Source organism: Vampirovibrio sp., from assembly GCF_041737375.1.
GTDB lineage: Bacteria > Cyanobacteriota > Vampirovibrionia > Vampirovibrionales > Vampirovibrionaceae > Vampirovibrio.
Map to the genome: position 1 here is coordinate 118,421 of NZ_JBGSRV010000015.1, position 19,738 is coordinate 138,158.

The following is a 19,738-nucleotide window of genomic DNA, read 5'->3' on the forward strand; positions in this document are numbered from 1 at the left end:
GGAAACCATCCAATGAGTTCCATGGACTTCAATTTACAAGCAGGCGGCGGCACCCAATGGCAGGGCCAGTCTCAAGCCACCAAATTGCAAAACCTGCAACGCCAGTATTTGAACCCTGACAATCAGGATCAAAAAAAGCTGAAAAAAGCCGCTCAGGAATTTGAAGCCATTTTTGTCCAACAAATGCTGGACGCCATGGACAAAACCGTGGACCGCAAAGACAGCTTTTTAAACGGCGGCAGCAGCGAAGAGTACTTTAGAAGCATGCTGAACGAGGAAATCTCAAAATCCATGACCAGCCGCCAAGGTGGCAGCGGCTTTGGGTTGGCGGAAAGTATTTATCGCCAAATGTCGAAAGAGGCCAGTAAAAAAGACGGCCAGCCCCAGTCGGTTCAAGGGACAAACGGTGAGGTGACCCCCTAATGCAAATTCCATCCGGCGCACAATCTTTGCAAGTTTTAAAAGCCCAACAAGCTTGGGAAGCCCGACGGGCAGGCAAAACCGAAACCCAGAAACCAGCGGCCCAAACGGCTCCAGTTATTGAAATTGCCAAACCCGAATTGCCCGTGGATAGCGTTTTACCCGCTGTATCGCCCCAGTGGCAACGCCGGGTGAATGAAATCCAGAACATCGCCACCAAAGCCGGATTTGTGGACGTGACCGAGCAAGACATTCGCAAAGCCTACCAGTTTGGCGAAAGCCTGCTGGCCGATTACCGGGTTTAAAGGAGCCACTCCGATGACACAGCATTCATCCTCACCCCAGTCAAACAATCCCGAGCAGCTCACCCGGCTGCTTCAATTGCTGGAACACGAAACCCGGCAACTGGAAGCCGCCAAAGAGCAGTTGAATTTAAAGCGCCATGTGCTGGTATCCGGTCAGCCACAAGGTTTAGTGCCCATTGACCGGGAACTGATGACCCTCAGCAAAAAAGTGGGTGAAATCGCCCGAGAGCGAGAAGTATTAACCCGCCAGATGGGCTGGGAACAGCACACCTTAAAATCGCTGATTCCAACCATGCCCGCCCAATTTGTGCCCCGTTTTACCACCACCCGAGATCGCCTGCACCGAACCGCCATGGACGTGCAACGGCTCAATCAGGAAAACCGGGATTTATTAAATCTGTCCTTAAAATGGGTGCAGGATACCGTAGAAGTGATTGCCACCGCCCTCAACCCGGAAGGCGCCAGTTATACCGCTCAGGGCGGCAAAAAATTAAAACAAGGCCCAACGCACGATCAGGCCACAGGACAATCCACGGTGATTCGTTCGGCCTAACTCGGTACACAAGCCCTTATTTCAACGCCCATTTTCAAGTTCATCCAGTTTTTCAAGTTCATCACGGATATAAACCCAGAGAAAAACCATCACCTTTGAGAGAGGTTCCATCATGATTACACCCGGATTTTTCGGTATGTATAACGCGCACCGTGGCTTAATTGCCGCCCAAAATGCGCTGAGCACCATTAACCACAACATTTCCAACGCAAACACTGATGGCTATAGTCGTCAGCGGGTTGATCTGATGGCTTTCAACGCATACGTCACCCCCACCCCCTCTCAACTTACCGCCGGACAAATTGGACAAGGGCCCATTTTGCAGCAAGTCACCCGCAGCCGGGATCAGTTTTTAGACGCTCAATTCAGGCTTTCCAGCGGGGCGCTGGGCATGGACGAAACCATGCGAGACGCCCTCAGACAGCTGGAAGGTATTTTGAATGAACCCTCCACCAGCGGCGTGAACGATGCCTTGCAAAGCTTTTTTGAATCCGCTCAGGCGCTAAGCGTGAACCCCCAAAATACAGCGGTGCGTTCCACTTTTATTCAGCAGGCGCTGGATATGGTAGACGTGTTCCAGCAACAAGGGCTTCAACTCTCCGATTTACGGCAAAACCTGGTAGGAAGCCCGCTATCTCCCAGCAGCTTTGAAACCAGCCAGTTATCGCTCACCGTGGATGATATCAACCAGAAACTGGCCAGTATCGCCGCTATCAATAAAAGCATTGTCAGCACCAAGGCTTCCGGGGCGGAACCCAATGACTTATACGATCAGCGGGACAAGCTGCTGGACGATTTATCCAAGCTGGTTGATATTGATGTCACCTATTTTGATAACGGACAAATCGATCTGACCATTGCCGGACAAACCATGATTAAAGGCGTGGATCAGTTTGATAGCCTGCAAGCGCTTGAAAACACGGGCGTGGCCCCCACCCCGGATGATGTACCCGCGTTGGTGAGTACGGTGAACGGGGCGGTGGTGTTAAATGATGGCGCTGGCGACGAAATTAGCCGGGGCAAACTCAAGGGCATTATCGAGATGGGGGGCAACGACCCCAACCTGAGTAGTATTCGCAACGTAATGGGCAAGCTGGATAATTTGCTGGGCACCATTGTAGAGCAATTAAATATTTTACAGGTCGGGCAAGTAGCGCCTCCTCTGCCCGCAGGCCGGGATCAGGACGGCAATCTTTCTACAGACGCCATGTTTCTGAACGATGCGACGCTGAACCCCGGCCAAGGGTTGGACTTGTTCCACTGGAAGGTAAACCCGGCCATTTTAAGCGACCCCCGACTGATTGCGGCAGCCATTGATGATGCCACCGTGGCAGGCGGGTTTGCGGGCGTCGGTGACGGACGAAACGCTTTGGCCATGGCCCAATTGAAAAACCAGACCTTTGCCTCACTGGGAACCGGACTGGTTGATTACTTAAACAGCACCATCGCCAAACTGGGGATTGATTCCCAAAGCGCCCAGAATGGCAGCCAAAACCAGAGAAACCTGACCTTGTCGGTGGATCAGCAGCGTCAATCCATTTCAGGGGTCAACATTGATGAGGAAACCATTGATTTGTTGCGGTATCAACGCATGCTGGAAGCCACCTCCAAAACCATCAGCATTCTGGATCAAGTGACCCAAACCATTATTAATATGGCCGGATAAAGTCACGCCGTACAACACCAAAATTAAAGCGAACCGGGAAAGATTGGGAGGCCATTTTTATGAGTATCAGCCGAGTTACCACCAGCTATATGCAAAATCAGGCGTTAAGCTACCTGAACACCAACATGTCCATGCTGTCCTCGCTCCAGCAAACCCTGTCATCGGGGCAAAAAATCAATAGCCCTTCTGATGATCCGGTGGGCATGACCCAGATTTTAGCGCTTTCTAATACCTTAAAAACCGATGAGCGCTATGGCAGTAACATTCAGGATGCCGTAGCCGAGGCCAACACCGCCGACAACGCCATTAACAGCATGGTGGAACTGGTGCAAAGAGCGCAGGAATTAACCACCCAGGCCGCCAACTTTACCAACAACCAGGATGGCCGGAATGCCATTGCCCTGGAAATCGATCAAATCATTAATCAACTGGTGCAAATCGGCAATACGGACATTGGCGGCAAATATATTTTTGGCGGCTATAAAACCGATGCGCCTCCCTTCAGCCGCACCGGAGATGATGTTAGCTACGGAGGAAACCCGCCCACCGAATCGTGGCAGCGCAACGTGGAAATTGCCCGTGGGGTTCAACTCACCGTTAACGTAAACGGCGAAGAAATGATGGGAGAAAGTACGGTTAATGCAGGGCCACCGGTTTCGGTAACGGGGTCCGGTATTTTTCAAACGCTGGTACAACTCAAACTCAATCTGGAAGACTCCGCCAGCCCCACCCAGTTGACCGATATACGCTCCCGACTGGATACCCTAACTACAGATATGAACACCATTCTCAGCAAGCAGGCCATTATCGGAGCGGTATCCAACCGGCTATCGGTCACCCAGGATCGCATCGACGAGCGAAAATCTATTTTAACCCAGCAGTTTGCCAGCATTCAGGATATCGATATGCCAGAAGTCATTGCCAATATTAACCAGCAACAAAACGTTTTCGAATCTTCTTTGAATGTAACCGCCCGACTGATGCAAACCAGCCTGCTCAGTTTCTTACGTTAATGACAGACTGACAGGCACGTTGCACAAGGTTGAGCCGCCTTTTTTAAAGATGTGCCCTTTTTGAATCGGTTACAATAGTGACACGTTCGTTATAACCAGACTGAGTGAATCATGCGCAAAATCGTCCTTCCCCTCTCCCTGATAGTGGCTTTAATGAGTATTGGCCTTACCCCTTCCAATGCTTTCTCCGCCAAAGCAACGGCGCCATCAACCATGCATCTGGAAACCAGCAAGGCTGGCATTCAGGATGTCAATGCGGTTCAGGAAGCCCTGCGTGACTTGATGGCCGCATCCAATCGTCATGATCTGGAAGGCGTTTTAAAGCATTATTCCCCTAATTTTTCCAGTGGCGACAGCCTCAGTCTGTCCGATATCCGTGGCCTGATTAAGGACACCTGGCAAATGTTCCCGGACATTCGCTACAACAGCCAGATTATGGAAATTCGCATTAACGGCAAATGGGCCACCGTGGAAAGTCTGGATACGGCCACCGCAACCGCCAAGGTCGATCCGGTGGTCAGCACCAAACCCGGCACCATGAAAAGCCGTTCCAGAGGGATGCTGTACCTGCATCGCACCGGTAAAACCTGGGAAATTATCAGTGATGCCACCCTGTTTGAAAAAGCCACCATTACCTATGGCCCTTTTGACGCCGTAGAGATTGACGTGGAGACACCCGAGCAAGTTTTTGCCGGAGACTCTTACACCGCCAAAGTAAGCGTGGATGTTCCCGCTGGTAACATCGCCTTTGCCACCCTCAGTCAGGAACCCTTAACCTATCCACAGCACAGCAGCAAAGACAAGTTCCGCACCCTGTCCACCGAAAATACGGATTTGGAGCGCATTTTCAAAGCCAACAACACCAGCAATAACGAAGTGGTGACTGCCACCGTAGGCTTTACGGAAATTGGACAAGATGATCAGGAACGACCCACCATTAACCTGAAGGGCATTCTGACCGTGGTTAAACGGGTCAATGTCATTCCCAAAAGTAATTACACCGAAGAAAATCCAGCCCAAAAAGTAACCCACAGCAGCGCCGATGGCAAAATTAAAGTGGCACCCAATCAGGCGGATTTGGAATCGGAAGAAAATGGCAATGGCCCCGTGGATCTGGAGCCGGACAACCAGCCGGAATAAAGCATGAAACACCCTTCCCGCTGGATGCTATTGGCCTGGATGCTGAGTTTTACCCTGCTGGATCAGGGCAGCAAGTGGCTGGCCAAAGCGTATCTGCCGTCCAGTGGTTCTGTTCCCATTATTCCCGGATTTTTTCAACTGACGCTGGCCTTTAATACCGGGGCCGCTTTTAGCCTGTTTAAAAACCAGCCCCAGCTGCTCAGTGTGTTTACCTCCCTTTTGTTTGGGGTGCTGCTTATTTACGCCCTGCTTCGCACCCACTTTGCCAAAGGAGAGCGACTGGCCATGGCCCTGATTTTGGGCGGGGCGCTGGGCAATCTGATCGATCGACTGACCACAGGGCGGGTGACTGATTATTTTGACTGGGTGGCCATTCACTACCCGGTGTTTAATGTGGCGGACAGCTTTATTTTTATGGGCGTAGTGTTAATGATTACCATTTTGGTGAAAAACCCCACCCCAGTCCCAGCAACCCAACCAATAGAAACCCATGAGCCACCTTCCAACGCCTGAGAACACCACCCAGTATCGCCTGCTGATTTCTGAAGAGGATCAGGGCGAACGCCTGGACAAACGCTTGGCAGCCGAACTGGAAGACTACGCCATTTCTCGGGAACGTTTGCAAACCCTGATTAAGGATGGTCGGGTGCAGGTGAACGAAAAAGCAGTCAGCAAAGCTTCTTTGCGCCTGAAAGAAGGGGATGTGATTGTGGTAAGCGTACCCGAGGCTCAACCCATTGCGCTGGCCCCGGAATACATTCCGCTGGATGTGATTTTTGAGGATGACTGCCTGCTGGTGGTGAATAAACCCAGCGGCATGCTCACCCACCCCACCGGCCGGGAGCGGGAAGGAACCCTGGTGAATGCCCTGCTGGCCCATTGTGGCAGTAGTTTATCGGGCATTAACGGTCAAATCCGCCCCGGCATTGTGCATCGACTGGATCGGGATACCTCCGGGCTTTTAATGGTGGCCAAAACAGACGCCGCCCATTTTCACCTATCGGCGCAACTCAAGGACAAAACCGCTCGTCGGGACTATCGGGCCATCGCCCAAGGCGTTTTCCCGGAAAATTGCGGCACCGTGGACGCCCCCATTGGCCGAAACCCCAAGCAACGAGACAAAATGGCAATTCTGCCCGATGGCAGAAACGCGGTGACCCACTGGCGGGTTCAGGAACGATTGGCCGATAAATTCGCCTTGCTGGAACTGAGTCTGGAAACCGGGCGAACCCATCAAATCCGGGTGCATCTCAGCCATATTGGGCATCCGCTGTTTGGCGATCCGCTGTATGGCAGCGGTATTGAGAAAGTAGCCAAGCTAAAAACCCAGGGGCAGATGCTTCAGGCCTTTCGATTAAGCTTTCAGCACCCCAAAGGGGAACAAGTGACCTTTGAAATTCCGCAAGATCCTGAAATTAGTCGCATTTGGCAACTACTAAGCGATAAAGTCAATGCCAGCGGCTAACTGGCCAGCCATGCCCCAAAAACTATAAAGCAGGCTTCAGAATTGAATTGAAAGTCAAAATGCTTTCAGGCAAAATATCGGGAGCAACCATTTTTTGACTGGCCCCAACTGCAAAGGCGGTGCGAGATGCTTAAACTCCAAAAACTGCTTCTAAATTTAGTGGCGATACTCCTACTGGGTAGCGCCGCCGCGCTGGTTGTACAAAATTTAGACCTTACCCAAACCAACGTGCAGTTTTTAGGCGGAACCCTAATTGACTTGTCGCTAGGGGCACTCATGGCCCTGGCCGGTGCGCTGGTGGGAGGGGCTTTGTTGCTAAAAGCACGAGAACGCACTCTGGAACTGGGTACCCAGTATAAAAAAGTGAATCGGGATTTGGAGCGTAAGGACGTTTCCAGAGAAGAGGCCGAAAGCAAGGTTAAAGTGCTGGAAAGCAAGGTTGAAACGCTTGAAAAAGCGCTTAGTGCGGCCATTAAAGGCCAAACACCCAAATAAGTATTGATTGAGACAGACAGGTTTACATCAGATTTATGAAGGCCATTATCGAAGTGACCGGCAAGCTGGGCGCCGGAAAAACCAATGTTGTGATCACACTGGGAGAAGAGCTGTCACCGGCCTCCATTTTGTATATTGATGCCTCTAGCGATCAAAAATTAACCCACACCCTGGCCCCTCAACTGCCCGAATTAACACTAGGCAGGCTGATTTCACAACACACGGAAACCGCCACCCCTCGAGAAGCCGTGGATTGGGTTTTTCATGATTTAGCCATTACCGTAGGCGATGAGCAGGAATTAATTACAGTGGGCAATTTGCCGGAACAACTGGATGCCAGCGCGCTAACCCCCTTAAAATACGGCCTGACCCGCCTGATTGAAAATTATGATTATGTCATTCTGGATGGTCATCATTCCGTACTACACACCTTGTTGCCTGAAGAAACCCTGCAATTGCTGGACATTGTGACCCCGGATGACTTTTCCGATTGGCATTTAACCAATGGCAGAGAATTTGTACGCACCCCCGCTTTAATTTTAAACCGATACGATAACGAACCCTTGCCAGCCACTCTGGAAAGCGCTTTAAGCGAGCAGCGCATCCAGCTCATCGGCAAATTGCCCCGTTATCAAACCTCGGACGAGTTATTTCGCCAGTTTGCGAATGCCTTTGGCAACTGTCTGCTGCGCCTGAATATCCCCCTAAGCCCCAATCCACAATAAACGGGCCGCCGCCGTTTTATATTCATGATGAACCTCTCCCCTCTTTTTCTCATTGGCTATTTTGTACTGATCCTGCTGATTGCCCGCTTTTTTTCCAGAAAAGTGGAAACCCTCAAGGATTTTTTTCTGGCGAATCGACAATTTGGGGCCTTTCCGGTGGCCTTAACCCTAGCAGCCTCCTGGTTTGGGGCTTCCTCCACCATGGGTTCCATCAACGCTTTCCACGATCAAGGCTTAAGCGGGGCATGGCAGCTGGTGTTGCCCTCTATACTCTCCTTTGTGGTGATCACCCTGTTTATGGCAAAGCCCGTTTCCCGACAGCCCTATTTGTCTCAGCCAGAAGCGGTGGCCGCCCACTACGGAAAACCGGGGCGCCTGCTACTGGCCCTGATCATTCTGGCCGCCACCACCACCCTGATTGGCTCCCAGATGGTGGCGGCAGGCAAGTTGTTTCAAAACGTATTTGGGCTGGATTTAACATGGGCAACCGTACTCAGCACCCTGGCGGTGGTCAGTTACGCCATGTGGGGCGGCTATTTTACCGTGGTGATTACCGATATCGCCCAAATGGGCTTTATTTGGCTGGGCTTTTTAATTTTGCTGATATTTACCGCCAGCACCGCCATTCCCGATGTGGCCGCCTGGAATCATTTTCTCAGCCATCAATCCGCCCACTTCTGGGATTTTTCCCACGGCTGGCAGGAACATATTTTTTTGGTAATTACCTTTGTGCTGGCCTGGTGCATTGCCCCGGAAATGTGGCAACGCATGTCTTCCACCCGCAGCCCGGAACAGGCCTTTAAAGCGGGCTGGCAAGCATTTTGCATTATGCTGGCCCTGTTTTCCATCATTGCGGTTATTGGGCTGCTGAGCACCCAAATCATTCCCAAAAGCGATACCGTGCTGATTGATTTGGCCTTGCGACTGCCCACGCCGTTTTTAAGCGCGCTGGTGCTGCTTGGCTTTGTATCGGCGGTCAGCTCCACCATGGATTCATCGCTGAACGTAGGCAGCCTCACTCTCACCCGAGACATCTATCAGGGCTTTATCCGGCCTCAGGCCTCCAACCGGGAACTGATTCAGGTCAGCCGGATTGCCACCGCCCTCATGGTCATTCCAGCCATGGCCATGGCCCTGTATTTTCAGGATCTCATCCGCATTTTGTGGATTTCCGCCGATATTTACGCCTGCGGCATGTTTTTTCCAGTGGTGGGTATGCTTTACCTGAAAAATCCCGGCAAATGGAGCGGGGTGCTGGCCATGAGCTTTGGCATCACCGCCGTTGTGTTTAGCGCTCTGGTTCAAAACGGCATTCTGCCCAATTGGCTGGGCATTCCCGGCTGGCCCTATTCCACGCTCATTGGCATTGGCCTGAGCGGTCTGGGTTTTGGCTTGGGCTATTTTTTATGGCCCCATGCAAAAGCCACCCCCGTACAAGAGGCTGATCCTGTGCCAAACCCTCTGGCAGAACCCGGCTAAACCCGGTTCCGGCCTGCGCTTCGATAAACCGCATTGGCATTCGGGGGTATCCGGTTCAAGGGCATGGGATACGCTTCACGGGCAAAGTATAATGGCGCAGCGGCTTCCAGCGGTTGAAGCGGCGAAGAGAAAGGACGGGACAGGTTGTTTGGTAGCCCGTTGGGCGTCAAGGCCACCCCGTTTTTAAGACTAAAACCAGCGCTGGGCGGCGCAGGGGTTTTACCCAATGCACGATTCACCCCCCACAATCCAGCCGTCAGCAATGCCAAATAAGCGGAAAGGGCAGCGGTTGAGGCAATGGCCGTTTTTTTAAGATCCGGCTGACCTTTAGGCAGCAAGTGCTGATCGATTTTGGCCTGCAACCAGCGAATCACGGTATGTTCCGACTTGGCGCCCGCCTCCTTGGCGGCCTGCTTTTTTAAGATGTCATCCAGCAGGGTTAGCCCTTTTTGAAGGTTAATGGGGTTAGGGCAAGCGGCGGTCAGGATTTGGCGAACTTTATCCTGGGCCACTTCCTGCTCCAGCCCTTTTTCCTGCTTGAGGAACTTGCAGATTAAATCGGTACTAATATAGGGCCGCACAAAGGCAAAGCCGATAAAGCTCATGGCCACCCCGCCCACAATCATGGCCACCTGCTTGCTGGCTTCGCTCATGGGTTGATTATGCTCGTCAAATACCCGGTTCAATGCGCTTTTGGTCAGCTCTCCGCCCCCAAAGTAGCTGATTAGGCCAATGGTGCCACTCACAAACTGGCGGACCACCTCGTTCACCTGCTGATTGTATTTAGTGAACACTGGTTTGGTCTTGTTCTTGCCCAACATCATGGTTAAAAACACCACAAAGGGGGTCACAATATTGGTGGCAACCGGAGCCAAGCCGTTCAGCCAGTAAACAAAGCGGGCTTGAGCGGGGGAAAGCTCGGTGCTGGGGTTGGCATTAGGGAAAGTAGAAACAGGTGACGGCGCAAGTGATGACATCAATTTCCTTCGCTGGCATTATCCAGAGCAGGTTCAAGGGTTTCACCGAATAACGGTGCTCTCAGCCAGCTTAACGCCAGCACCCCGGTACATATGGTATCAACTTACTACAACCCTACTACAATCTCAACCCGCAACCTGAAAATTTTGGATTTTTGGGGTTTTCAGGCACCGTAGGGCATCTCCTATTTTTGATTCCAACCCGTTTGGAGTATGATTAACCCTAATCGCCAATACGTTTGGCTCAATGAGTCACCGCATCTTTAAGCTTCCCTTGCTCTGTCTGTCTGGCGATTTGAAAAAAGGATATACCTCGTGACTTCACAGAATGCCGCCCCCAGCGCCCCCCGATTAATTAAAGCCTGCCGTCAGGAAATTTTAGACAGACCCCCCGTGTGGTTGATGCGGCAAGCCGGACGCTACATGCCCGAATACCGGGCCATCCGCCAGAAAATGGGTTTTCTGGAACTGTGCAAAACCCCGGACGTGGCTGTGGAAGTAACCATGCAGCCCATCAACGCCTTTGAAATGGATGCGGCCATTATTTTCTCTGATATTTTAATTCCGCCAGAGGCCATGGGCATGGAAGTGGTGTTTGGGGATGGCGGCCCTCACTTCCCTAATCCGTTGCAAACGGCGGCGGATGTGGATCGCCTGATTATTCCAGATCCGCTTGAAAAGACCGGGTTTGTGATGGAAATTATTCGCCGCATGCGCCAGGAATTGGCCAGCAGGCCCGATACCGCACTGGTTGGCTTTGCGGGCTCCCCCTGGACACTGGCCAGCTACATGATTGAAGGCGGTGGTAGCAAACATTTCGCCAAACTGAAAGGCATGATGTACGACGCCCCGGACGTGCTGCACCGTTTACTGGGCAAACTGGCCGAAACGATCACCCTTTACCTGAACGCCCAAATTGAAGCAGGGGCGCAAGCCGTTCAGCTGTTTGATACCTGGGGCGGCATTTTAAGTGAAGCGGAATACCGACGCTTCATTTTGCCTTATCACCAGCAAATTATACGCAACCTGAAACGGGATGAAACGCCGGTTATTTTGTACGTCAACAACAGCCGGGGCCTTTTGCCACTGATGGCCGAAGCCGGACCGGATGTAATCAGCGTGGACCCGCTTACCTCCATTAGTGATGCCCGACAGATTGTGGGCCATCGCTTCGCCTTGCAAGGCAATCTAGATTCCACCGCCCTGTTTAGCAGCCCCCAAGTCTTAAAGCCCATGGTGCAAGCCCTGATTGCCGAAGGTGGAAACCAGGGCTATATTTTCAATTTAGGCCATGGCATTTTACCCCCCACCCCGGTGGAGAATGTTCGCCTACTGGTCGATCTGGTGAAAGAAAGCGCTTTAACCCCCGCACACCCTTAACATAAGGGGATTTCCCGATGGAAACTCTGGCATCTCAAGCATTATTGCAAAAATACAATACCTCTGGCCCTCGCTATACCAGCTATCCAACCGCGCCCATGTGGCAGGATAGCTACAATGCGGAAGCGCATGAGAAAACCGTGCGCACAACCAACCAGCCGTTTGGCAGCAATCCGCATCCGCTCTCGCTTTACGTTCACCTGCCTTTTTGCGAAAGCCGCTGCCTGTTTTGCGGGTGCAATGTGGTCATTACCCAGCAGCGAGATCAGGCCGAAAAGTATCTGGGCTATCTGTTTCGGGAAATGGAAACCATGGCGGGCTGGATGGATCGCAGTCGCCCGGTGGTGCAATTCCACTGGGGGGGCGGAACGCCCACTTACCTGTCTGAGGAGCAAATGGCCCGTCTGTTCAAATTCCAGACAGATTTATTCCAGCTGGCCCCCGGCGCGGAAGTGGCCATTGAGGTGGATCCCCGAGTGACCACGCCAGGCCAAATTGATTTGCTGAAAGAACTGGGATTTAACCGCATCAGCCTGGGGGTTCAGGATTTTAACCCGCAAGTACAAGAGGCCATCCACCGGGTGCAGCCGCTGGATATGACCGCAGCCACCACCGAGCAATGCCGCAAACTGGGCTTTGAAGGGCTGAACTTTGATTTGATTTACGGCCTGCCCCATCAATCGGTGGCCAGTTTTGAAAAAACTGTTCAAGACGTGATTCAGCTCAGCCCGGATCGCATTGCCCTTTACAGTTACGCCCATGTGCCGTGGCTCAGTCCGCACCAAAACCAGATTCCAGAAGCGGCCCTGCCCGAAAGCGAAATCAAGTTCCAGATTTTGCAAACCGCCCTGCAAATGCTGACTGATGCGGGTTATTTATACATTGGCATGGATCACTTCGCCAAACCCACCGATGAATTAAGTCTGGCCCTGCAAAGCGGCAACTTGCACCGCAACTTTATGGGCTACACCGTCCAGCACGGCCACTTACCCAGCGATTTATACGGGTTTGGGGTAAGCGCCATTAGCGGGCTGCAAGGCCAATTTGCCCAAAACTGGCGCAAATTGTCTCAATACTATGAAGCCATTGATGCCGGGCGCATTCCCACCATGCGTGGTTATGAGCTAAGTGCGGAAGATCGCTTGCGACAAGCGGTGATTTTGGCCATTTTATGCCCCGGCCAAATCAATTACGCAAATTTTGAAGAGCGCTTTGGCATTCCCTTCAAAACCCACTTTGCGGAAGCCTTCCCCAAACTGGAAGATCTGGCCAACGATGGGCTGCTCACGCTGACTGAAACCAGCTTGAGCGTCACCCCCAAAGGCCGCCTGTTCAGCCGCAATATCGCCATGCCGTTTGATGCCTATTTGCCCAAACTCAGCAACGACAAACCCACTTTTTCCAAAACCGTTTGATGGTTCCACCAGATTGCAAGGAGTGTTCGCATGCCTTCATCCAAAACCGGCATTTTATTTTTGAATCTGGGCGGGCCAGATAATCTGGAAAGCGTGAAACCTTTTCTGTTCAACCTGTTCGCAGATCCAGACATCATTAAGTTGCCGCTTTCCTTTATTTTTCAAAAACCGCTGGCTTGGCTGATTTCCACCAAGCGGGAAGAACTGGCCCAGGAAAACTACGCACTGATGGGCGGAGGTTCTCCCATATTGCCATTTACCATCGCTCAGGGTGAAGCCTTGAAACAGGCATTAATGCAACGTGGGCAACCGGAAATGCCCATTTATATCGCCATGCGCTACTGGCATCCCTTTACCGAAGAAGCGGTGGATCAGATTGTGAAGGATGGCATTCAGCGATTAATTGTAGTGCCGCTTTACCCGCATTTTTCCTACACTACCACCGGCAGCAGTTTAAACGAATTAAAACGGGTACTGGATGCCAAAGGGGTGCAGCTGGATATTAGCGTGGTGCCGCCTTATCACGATCATCCCACTTACCTGCAAGCCATGCAGGAATGCATTGAAGAAGGGTTGAACGCTCACCCCTGGACTTGCCCCAAAAACGAAGTGCAACTTTTGTTCAGCGCCCACAGTCTGCCCATTCGGCATGTCAAGCGCACCAAAGATCCGTACCCGGAGCAAATTTACAGCTGCGCGGAAACCATTGCCACCCGCTTTTTCCCCCACAACCCGTGGGAGCTGGCTTACCAGAGCCAAGTGGGCAAAATGCCATGGCTGGGGCCTGCCACCGAAGGGGTTCTGCCTTATTTCGCGGCCAACAACCGGGATAACATTTTAATGGTGGCCCTCAGCTTTGTATCCGATCATGTGGAAACGCTGGTGGAAATTGATCAGGAGTATATTCCACTGGCCCGTGAACTCGGCATTCAGCACTGTTACCGGGCGCCTTCGCTCAATACAAATGCCAGCTTTATTCAGGCTTTGGCCGAGCTAACGCTGGTGCAACTGGAAGCTCAGGAAAATCCCTTCCCCTTTTCCTCATTTCCAGAACTGTTGAAAGCGCAGGCCAGCGCCTGATATGCACTCCCCTGACAGGCAAGCCCCTCCTATACAAACCATAGAAACCCTCATTATTGGGGCGGGCATTAGTGGCCTGACTGCCGCCTATCATCTGCATCAGGAGGGCCGATCCTTCGAGGTGCTGGAAGCCTCTAACCGGGCAGGCGGACTGATTCAAACCGAACAAAAGGACGGTTACACCTTTGAATGGGGGCCGCACACCTTCCCTAGCACCGCCCAAGAAATAATTGCCCTGTGCGAGGCTTTGAACCTGCTGCCCAAAGCCACCCATGGCTCAGCGGAAAAACGCTACCTGTACCTGAACGGCAAACTGAGCGCCCTGCCCACCAAACCCTGGCAAGCGCTAACCACGACGGTATTATCGCTGCTTGGAAAACTCCGGTTATTGCGGGAGCCTTTCCAGCCCAAATGTCAGGCGGATGATATGAGCGTGGCGGGCTTTTTCTCCCATCGGCTGGGTCGGGAAGTGGCGGAAAATCTGGTGGATCCTTTCATTAGCGGCATTTATGCGGGCAACGTGGAAACCCTGAGTATGCCTGCCGTATTCCCCAAAGTATGGCAAATGGAACAACAGGCTGGCAGTTTGTTTCTGGCGGCCAAAGCGGCGATGCAAGCGGCCAAAAAGCAGCCTAAAAAATCCAGAATGAAATTAATGAGTTTTGAAGGGGGCTTGCAAACCCTAACCGATGCCTTGGCAAACGCCCTGCCCCCCAACGCTTTAAGGCTCAACTGCCCAGTCCGTCAAATTGAGAAAGCCGCAAGCGGTTATCAGGTTGTTCTGGAATCAGGGGAAGCGCTGGAAACCCGAAATATAGTGCTTGCGGTGCCTGCCTATGTGGCGGCCCGCCTGTTAAAAACCTTGGCCCCAGAGGCCAGCCGTCATTTGGAAAAAATTCCTTATAACGGATTATCCGTGGCCCATTTGGGCTTTCATGCCAAACAGATTCAACACCCGCTGGATGGATTTGGCTGCCTGATTCCACGCAAGGAAAACATTAAGCTGTTGGGCGCTATTTGGGCCAGCAGCCTGTTTCCAGAAAGAGCCCCGGCGGGCAAAGTGCTGTTGAGCCATTTTATTGGGGGGGCGCACTACCCGGAAGCCATTTGGCACAAAGCCTCTCAAATTCAGGGGCAAGCCGTTCAGGATTTACAAACGGTATTTCACTTAAAAGGGTCTTTAGAACCTCAATTTTCAAACGTGCTTTTTTACGAGCAAGCCATTCCCCAATACAGTCTGGGCCACTTACAGCGCATTTCCGCCATTGAAACGGATTTAAAAAAGCGAAAAGGCCTGCATCTGGCCGGGAATTATATACGGGGCATTGCCTTGAACGAATGCGTGAAATCCGGCATTCAAGCCGCAGAGCAAATCAAGTTGGCTCAACAACAGGCCCAACCCTAGATTCAAAAACAGAATGATAGGCGGCCTGCATGCAGTCTTTTTCTGTGGCTGTAACCCCATAAGCGGCATCCACCAACTGGTTCAATGCCTCGGTTAAGTCCTTGCGTTGAGAGGGGTGCAACTCACCGGCCAAGACCTCACTGAGCGCCGACAGTTGATGCACCCGCTCGGGTTCTTGAAACCGGGGTTGCGGGAACGTGAGCAACACATCTTTATCCACTTGCAAGCGATGCCCTTTGCGTTTTTGATGATAAAACCAGTACCAGCCCAATCGGCTATTCAGCAGGGCGCACCAATAGGCCGGGTTATTCCCTTCTGGCAGCAACACATAAAACCCTTCGGAAACATAGGCGCATTGGGGGACCACCGCAAAGGCGGGCGACATGACCTGTCGGGCGCAAACTATTTTTTCAGGGGATTCAAACCACTTTTTTTGGCGGGCACGATGCAGACCGTACGGCTTAAACGCAGAGGTTAAAATGGATGCAAAGCCATCCAAATGCGCTTTTAAACGGGCATACTGCTCAGGCTTAAGAGCCATGGCACGGCGGGCGGATGCATCGGTATAAACTAGCTGATACTGTGATGGGGCCTGATTAACCCCCTGAAAGGGCAAAAATCCGGCAGGACCGTAATAAGGTTTTAATAAGGCCGCTTCTTCAGGGCCAAACTGAAGCTGCCGCACCTCGGCCTGATTCAGCAAAAAAATACCGGAACCGGGGGCTACTTTGGCTTGTTGAGGGGACGGCAATTTTTTCCAATCCGAGAATTTCAAACGACCTTGCGGCAACACCACTCCCTGCTGAATTTGTCGAGGGGCCAACAAGGGCGGCAAGCTCGACAAACGCTGCAACAACGCAATTTCCACCGCAGCCCCCAACAAAAATTTACCCGATTGAGTCTGCCTGAACAAAATAGCAGGTTGCAAGTTGCAGTGAGACAAACGATCCACTGCATCCGGTTGCCCCCATAAAACCGGCTGGCTATCGGCGTCTGGTTGCGGGAACGAGCCTTTTTGCCAAACCAGCAGCGCGGTATGATGACCAGGCGCGTTTTTAAAAACAGGGGTGGCCCCAAAGGTGCAAATTTCCTGAAAGCGACCCTCTTGCCATAGCAACGCCCGAAGCGGGGCGCTGCTGGTGCGTTGGGTCCAGTACTGCGGCAACACATAGGCTAGTTGGCCCTCAGGCTCCAATCGGTGAATGGCCCATGCCGTAAAGGCATCACATAAATCCATTTTAGGCTGATAAAAGCCACTGGTTTGCAGGGGCGCAAAACGCTTTGCCTGTTTGCGAACTTCAGAAATATAAGGCGGATTGCCCAATACAAAATGCCAAGCCATTTCCGCAAAAAGAGGGGTACTTAAGGTATCCGCACATTGCACCAGTTCGGCGTGAAGGGGTAAGTTCAGCGGCTCATGCTGACAATCCAGCCAGCCAACCCACTGAGCCAATCGCAAGCGGGTAATGAACACACTGGCCGGGTCCAGATCCAGCCCGTACAATTGATGGCAAACACTGTAAGCCGCGCTGCCTTGAAGCTTGAGAACGGGATATTGCTGCTGAATGGCCCCGTAAAAAGCATGCAATTTTTTCAAGGCTTCCACCAAAAACACGCCCGTTCCACAGGCGGGATCGATCAGTTTTAAGCTTTCTACACGCTGTAAATCAGCCTGCGCCGCTTGAAGCCGCTGCCCGGAAACCGCTTGTTCAATGCGCCGCAATTGCTGCGCTAAATAAACGCCCAAGGTTTGTTGAACCAAATAATGCGCAATAGAAACCGGGGTGTAAAAAACCCCTTGTTGCGCCTCGCCTTTACTTCGAGCCTGCCGAGCCAGTCGCTCCTGAATCCGCTCGTATAAAAACACCCAATCATCGTTGGGTTGCAGCAATAAGGGTTGAATATCTGCCTCTTCAAAACCAGCGCCCCCAGTGGTGGGGGGTAAGCCTGAGCCTCTAACCGGAAATTCCGCCAACAGCTGCCCCCAAGCCGCAAGCGATAATACTGGCCAGTTGGAGAAAATTAAATTATATTGGCCTATGGATTGCATTGATTCATTTTATTGCATATTTAAACTGAAGAAAAGAATGCAATGACAACCCACACAAAAAAAACGACCCTTGCGGGCCGTTTTTTAAACTGTCTATTGGTGCTGGAATTAGTACCCCCCACCAGAGCTTTTAGCTTCGGGCTTCTTTTCGTCGCCAGCGGGCTTGTCGGCTCCATCTTTGCTGTTGCCAGTGTTACCGGTATTTCCAGTGTCGCCAGTGTCAGCTTTGCTATTGCCAGTGTTACCGGTATTTCCAGTGTCACCAGTGTCAGCTTTGCTATTGCCAGTGTTACCGGTATTTCCGGTGTCGCCAGTGTCAGCTTTGCTATTGCCGGTGTTACCGGTATTTCCAGTGTTTCCGGTGTTTCCGGTATCGCCGGTTCCATATTTGCTGACGCCAGCAATATCGGTGTTTCCAGTACCGCCAGTTTCAGCACCGGCACCGCTCAAAGCACCACCAAATGGACCCGAGCCACTAGCATCACCACCAAGCAGCCCCATTAACATTTGCATCAACATTTGTAAAATCATCATCAGGCCTGCCATCGGATTATTGGCCGCCCCGGAAGCATCGGCTGCCGAAGAAGAGGCAGCTTTATCAGCAGCGACGCCATCAGAATTACCAGAGTTACCAGTATTGCCTGAATTGCCAGTATTGCCGGAACCTTTTACACCATGATCCCCATTTAAATCGGCGCCAATTTTACCAGTGGTCACCGCATCAATGGCTTTCTGATACTTTTGATCATCATCAACGGCGTCTTCACCAGTGCCGTCAAAAACCTGCTTCAGGGAAACATCCCCATCCCGAATGGCTTGATAAACGGCGCCCAGAGTCTGTACGTCTTTCTCTCCAACGCCTTTGGTAACCAAATCACTGCGGCCAGATTTTTCAAGAATTTCTTTTAATTTGCCGTTGTTATAATTACCACCATTATTTTTGTAGGCAGAAGCCACAAAGGCAAACGTGCCTGCCGACTTCTCATTGGGATCGGCTGAGTTCATATCCTTGTAGGCTTGCTGAGTAGCACCCGCAATGTCAGCGGCGTTTTTTGAACGCTTTCCTAAAAGGAACTCACCTACATAAGCTTCCTGAGCGGTGGTGCGGGTGGTGCCATATTGTTTGGCTTTATCTTGATTAATATTTCCATTTTCATCAGTGGCTTCAATATAACCCTGAATCTGACGAGGAGAAGATTTTAGGGATGCCGCCTTGCTGGCAGCAGCCATTTCTCCCGGTGCTTCAGCAGCTTCAGTGGCCGCCTTTTTGGGTTTGGGGCCAGTTCCGTATGCGGAACTGCTATATCCGCCCATCGCGTTAACCATTTGTACTCTCCTTAAATTCTTTGCGCCGATTATTCCAAATAACGGACTGAAACCACACATTTAAATGACGAAAAGGTTGTGATTACTTCGATTGAAACTACGCTCTCAAAATACTTGAACTTAAATACAATGACGCTCTCTGGTAATGAATTTCCGTGCGCTTGCGATCAATCCGTTCAACAGACTTGGACTTAAACTACAGATATCTCTCACATTAAAATAAAAACAAACTAACCTAGATAATTGCTTTTTAATTCATTTTAGTAACAGAACTATAGGATTCATGGCGGTTTTGAACAAAACCCACTCTAAAATTTCCAAATAAGCGACCCTTTTACCAAAAAATATAAAGGCAGTCGCTCAAAATAAAGCGACTGCCTTCAGAACTCAATTAAATAGGTTGGGATTACGAATTAGTAACCACCACCACCGGCTTTCGGCTTCTGGGCCGCGTCTGTTCCGGTATTGCCAGTACCGGTATTGCCAGTGTTACCAGTGCCCGTATTTCCGGTGTCACCGGTTTTATCGGTTCCAGCACTACTCACAGCACTGTCAGGTGAATTAGTAGCATTACCACCGTCTAAAGCAGTCATAATTATTTGTAAAATAGCACCAAAAATAGGCGTTATCATTTTTAAAATCTCACCGCTTCCAGCGGTACCACCTGCCGCAGTGCCTGCACCAGCAGTGCCGCCCAAGACGCCCCCACCGGCTGCCGCACCTGCACCAGCAGTGCCAGGTGAATTAGTAGCATTGCCACTGCCTAAAACAGTCAACAATATTTGTAAAGCAGAGCCGAGAAGAGGCACCATCATTTGTAGCATCTGAGTGGCTCCAGCGCCTT

The 19,738-nt window shown here is 51.5% G+C and carries 18 protein-coding genes, 1 pseudogene and 1 riboswitch; of the genes and pseudogenes, 15 read left to right on the plus strand and 4 right to left on the minus strand.

Annotation, left to right across the window (positions count from 1 at the left end; all coding sequences use genetic code 11):
• Positions 1–12: 12 nt before the first annotated feature.
• From ACEW81_RS10835 to ACEW81_RS10885, 11 genes are all read left to right on the plus strand, one after another.
• Positions 13–423, plus strand: a complete 411-nt coding sequence (locus ACEW81_RS10835; protein ID WP_373533000.1) for a rod-binding protein — start codon at positions 13–15, stop codon at positions 421–423.
• Positions 423–725 (plus strand): hypothetical protein, encoded by a 303-nt coding sequence (locus ACEW81_RS10840; protein WP_373533001.1) that lies wholly within the window; start codon positions 423–425, stop codon positions 723–725. The genes ACEW81_RS10835 and ACEW81_RS10840 overlap by 1 nt, the downstream gene beginning before the upstream one ends.
• Before the next feature lie 13 nt (positions 726–738).
• On the plus strand, positions 739–1,278 hold the full coding sequence (locus ACEW81_RS10845; protein ID WP_373533002.1) for a flagellar protein FlgN: 540 nt from the start codon (positions 739–741) through the stop codon (positions 1,276–1,278).
• A 112-nt stretch (positions 1,279–1,390) separates the two neighbouring features.
• Positions 1,391–2,944: a flagellar hook-associated protein FlgK gene (gene flgK / locus ACEW81_RS10850; protein ID WP_373533003.1), complete on the plus strand. Its 1,554-nt coding sequence runs from the start codon at positions 1,391–1,393 to the stop codon at positions 2,942–2,944.
• A gap of 59 nt (positions 2,945–3,003) precedes the next feature.
• Positions 3,004–3,957: a flagellar hook-associated protein FlgL gene (gene flgL / locus ACEW81_RS10855; RefSeq protein ID WP_373533004.1), complete on the plus strand. Its 954-nt coding sequence runs from the start codon at positions 3,004–3,006 to the stop codon at positions 3,955–3,957.
• A gap of 153 nt (positions 3,958–4,110) precedes the next feature.
• On the plus strand, positions 4,111–5,097 hold the full coding sequence (locus ACEW81_RS10860; RefSeq protein ID WP_373533005.1) for a YybH family protein: 987 nt from the start codon (positions 4,111–4,113) through the stop codon (positions 5,095–5,097).
• Positions 5,098–5,100: 3 nt separating this feature from the next.
• Positions 5,101–5,610, plus strand: coding sequence for a signal peptidase II (gene lspA / locus ACEW81_RS10865; protein WP_373533006.1), 510 nt, complete (start codon positions 5,101–5,103; stop codon positions 5,608–5,610).
• On the plus strand, positions 5,588–6,562 hold the full coding sequence (locus ACEW81_RS10870) for an RluA family pseudouridine synthase (protein WP_373533007.1): 975 nt from the start codon (positions 5,588–5,590) through the stop codon (positions 6,560–6,562). The genes lspA and ACEW81_RS10870 overlap by 23 nt, the downstream gene beginning before the upstream one ends.
• 126 nt (positions 6,563–6,688) lie before the next feature.
• Positions 6,689–7,057 (plus strand): hypothetical protein, encoded by a 369-nt coding sequence (locus tag ACEW81_RS10875; protein WP_373533008.1) that lies wholly within the window; start codon positions 6,689–6,691, stop codon positions 7,055–7,057.
• Between the two features lie 35 nt (positions 7,058–7,092).
• Positions 7,093–7,782, plus strand: coding sequence for a P-loop NTPase family protein (locus ACEW81_RS10880; RefSeq protein WP_373533009.1), 690 nt, complete (start codon positions 7,093–7,095; stop codon positions 7,780–7,782).
• A gap of 24 nt (positions 7,783–7,806) precedes the next feature.
• A complete protein-coding gene (locus ACEW81_RS10885) occupies positions 7,807–9,261 on the plus strand; it encodes a sodium:solute symporter family protein (protein WP_373533010.1) in 1,455 nt (484 codons plus the stop codon).
• Here the strand turns inward: ACEW81_RS10885 and ACEW81_RS10890 are convergent.
• Positions 9,258–10,238 carry a hypothetical protein gene (locus ACEW81_RS10890; RefSeq protein WP_373533011.1) on the minus strand — a complete coding sequence of 327 codons (981 nt, stop codon included), beginning with the start codon at positions 10,236–10,238 and terminating at the stop codon, positions 9,258–9,260. The two genes, ACEW81_RS10885 and ACEW81_RS10890, sit on opposite strands and share 4 nt — an antisense overlap.
• Positions 10,226–10,335, minus strand: a riboswitch (TPP riboswitch). (Overlaps the previous gene by 13 nt.)
• 218 nt (positions 10,336–10,553) lie before the next feature.
• Here ACEW81_RS10890 and hemE point away from each other — a divergent pair.
• The 4 genes from hemE to hemG are packed head-to-tail and all read left to right on the plus strand — an operon-like array spanning position 10,554 to position 15,518.
• Positions 10,554–11,618: a uroporphyrinogen decarboxylase gene (gene hemE, locus ACEW81_RS10895; protein WP_373533012.1), complete on the plus strand. Its 1,065-nt coding sequence runs from the start codon at positions 10,554–10,556 to the stop codon at positions 11,616–11,618.
• Positions 11,619–11,635: 17 nt separating this feature from the next.
• The gene (gene hemN / locus ACEW81_RS10900) at positions 11,636–13,033 is read left to right on the plus strand and encodes an oxygen-independent coproporphyrinogen III oxidase (protein ID WP_373533013.1); all 1,398 of its coding nucleotides are present in this window, start codon (positions 11,636–11,638) and stop codon (positions 13,031–13,033) included.
• Between the two features lie 30 nt (positions 13,034–13,063).
• A complete protein-coding gene (gene hemH / locus ACEW81_RS10905; protein ID WP_373533014.1) occupies positions 13,064–14,113 on the plus strand; it encodes a ferrochelatase in 1,050 nt (349 codons plus the stop codon).
• 1 nt (position 14,114) lies between these two features.
• The gene (gene hemG, locus ACEW81_RS10910; protein ID WP_373533015.1) at positions 14,115–15,518 is read left to right on the plus strand and encodes a protoporphyrinogen oxidase; all 1,404 of its coding nucleotides are present in this window, start codon (positions 14,115–14,117) and stop codon (positions 15,516–15,518) included.
• Here the strand turns inward: hemG and ACEW81_RS10915 are convergent.
• The 3 genes and pseudogenes from ACEW81_RS10915 to ACEW81_RS10925 form a co-directional block, all read right to left on the minus strand.
• The gene (locus ACEW81_RS10915; RefSeq protein ID WP_373533016.1) at positions 15,487–17,568 is read right to left on the minus strand and encodes an Eco57I restriction-modification methylase domain-containing protein; all 2,082 of its coding nucleotides are present in this window, start codon (positions 17,566–17,568) and stop codon (positions 15,487–15,489) included. The two genes, hemG and ACEW81_RS10915, sit on opposite strands and share 32 nt — an antisense overlap.
• Positions 17,569–17,676: 108 nt before the next feature.
• Positions 17,677–18,894 carry a hypothetical protein gene (locus ACEW81_RS10920; RefSeq protein ID WP_373533017.1) on the minus strand — a complete coding sequence of 406 codons (1,218 nt, stop codon included), beginning with the start codon at positions 18,892–18,894 and terminating at the stop codon, positions 17,677–17,679.
• A gap of 413 nt (positions 18,895–19,307) precedes the next feature.
• A pseudogene (locus ACEW81_RS10925) lies at positions 19,308–19,738 on the minus strand (hypothetical protein); the annotation flags it as partial.

Coding starts and splice junctions, on each gene's coding strand:
- ACEW81_RS10880 (WP_373533009.1), top strand. CDS start 7,093: ATGAAGGCCATTATCGAAGTGACCGGCAAGCTGGGCGCCGGAAAAACC.
- ACEW81_RS10920 (WP_373533017.1), bottom strand. CDS start 18,894: ATGGTTAACGCGATGGGCGGATATAGCAGTTCCGCATACGGAACTGGC.
- ACEW81_RS10860 (WP_373533005.1), top strand. CDS start 4,111: ATGAGTATTGGCCTTACCCCTTCCAATGCTTTCTCCGCCAAAGCAACG.
- lspA (WP_373533006.1), top strand. CDS start 5,101: ATGAAACACCCTTCCCGCTGGATGCTATTGGCCTGGATGCTGAGTTTT.
- ACEW81_RS10845 (WP_373533002.1), top strand. CDS start 739: ATGACACAGCATTCATCCTCACCCCAGTCAAACAATCCCGAGCAGCTC.
- ACEW81_RS10915 (WP_373533016.1), bottom strand. CDS start 17,568: ATGCAATCCATAGGCCAATATAATTTAATTTTCTCCAACTGGCCAGTA.
- ACEW81_RS10835 (WP_373533000.1), top strand. CDS start 13: ATGAGTTCCATGGACTTCAATTTACAAGCAGGCGGCGGCACCCAATGG.
- flgL (WP_373533004.1), top strand. CDS start 3,004: ATGAGTATCAGCCGAGTTACCACCAGCTATATGCAAAATCAGGCGTTA.
- ACEW81_RS10885 (WP_373533010.1), top strand. CDS start 7,807: ATGATGAACCTCTCCCCTCTTTTTCTCATTGGCTATTTTGTACTGATC.
- hemN (WP_373533013.1), top strand. CDS start 11,636: ATGGAAACTCTGGCATCTCAAGCATTATTGCAAAAATACAATACCTCT.
- ACEW81_RS10840 (WP_373533001.1), top strand. CDS start 423: ATGCAAATTCCATCCGGCGCACAATCTTTGCAAGTTTTAAAAGCCCAA.
- hemG (WP_373533015.1), top strand. CDS start 14,115: ATGCACTCCCCTGACAGGCAAGCCCCTCCTATACAAACCATAGAAACC.
- ACEW81_RS10875 (WP_373533008.1), top strand. CDS start 6,689: ATGCTTAAACTCCAAAAACTGCTTCTAAATTTAGTGGCGATACTCCTA.
- hemH (WP_373533014.1), top strand. CDS start 13,064: ATGCCTTCATCCAAAACCGGCATTTTATTTTTGAATCTGGGCGGGCCA.
- ACEW81_RS10890 (WP_373533011.1), bottom strand. CDS start 10,238: ATGTCATCACTTGCGCCGTCACCTGTTTCTACTTTCCCTAATGCCAAC.
- ACEW81_RS10870 (WP_373533007.1), top strand. CDS start 5,588: ATGAGCCACCTTCCAACGCCTGAGAACACCACCCAGTATCGCCTGCTG.
- flgK (WP_373533003.1), top strand. CDS start 1,391: ATGATTACACCCGGATTTTTCGGTATGTATAACGCGCACCGTGGCTTA.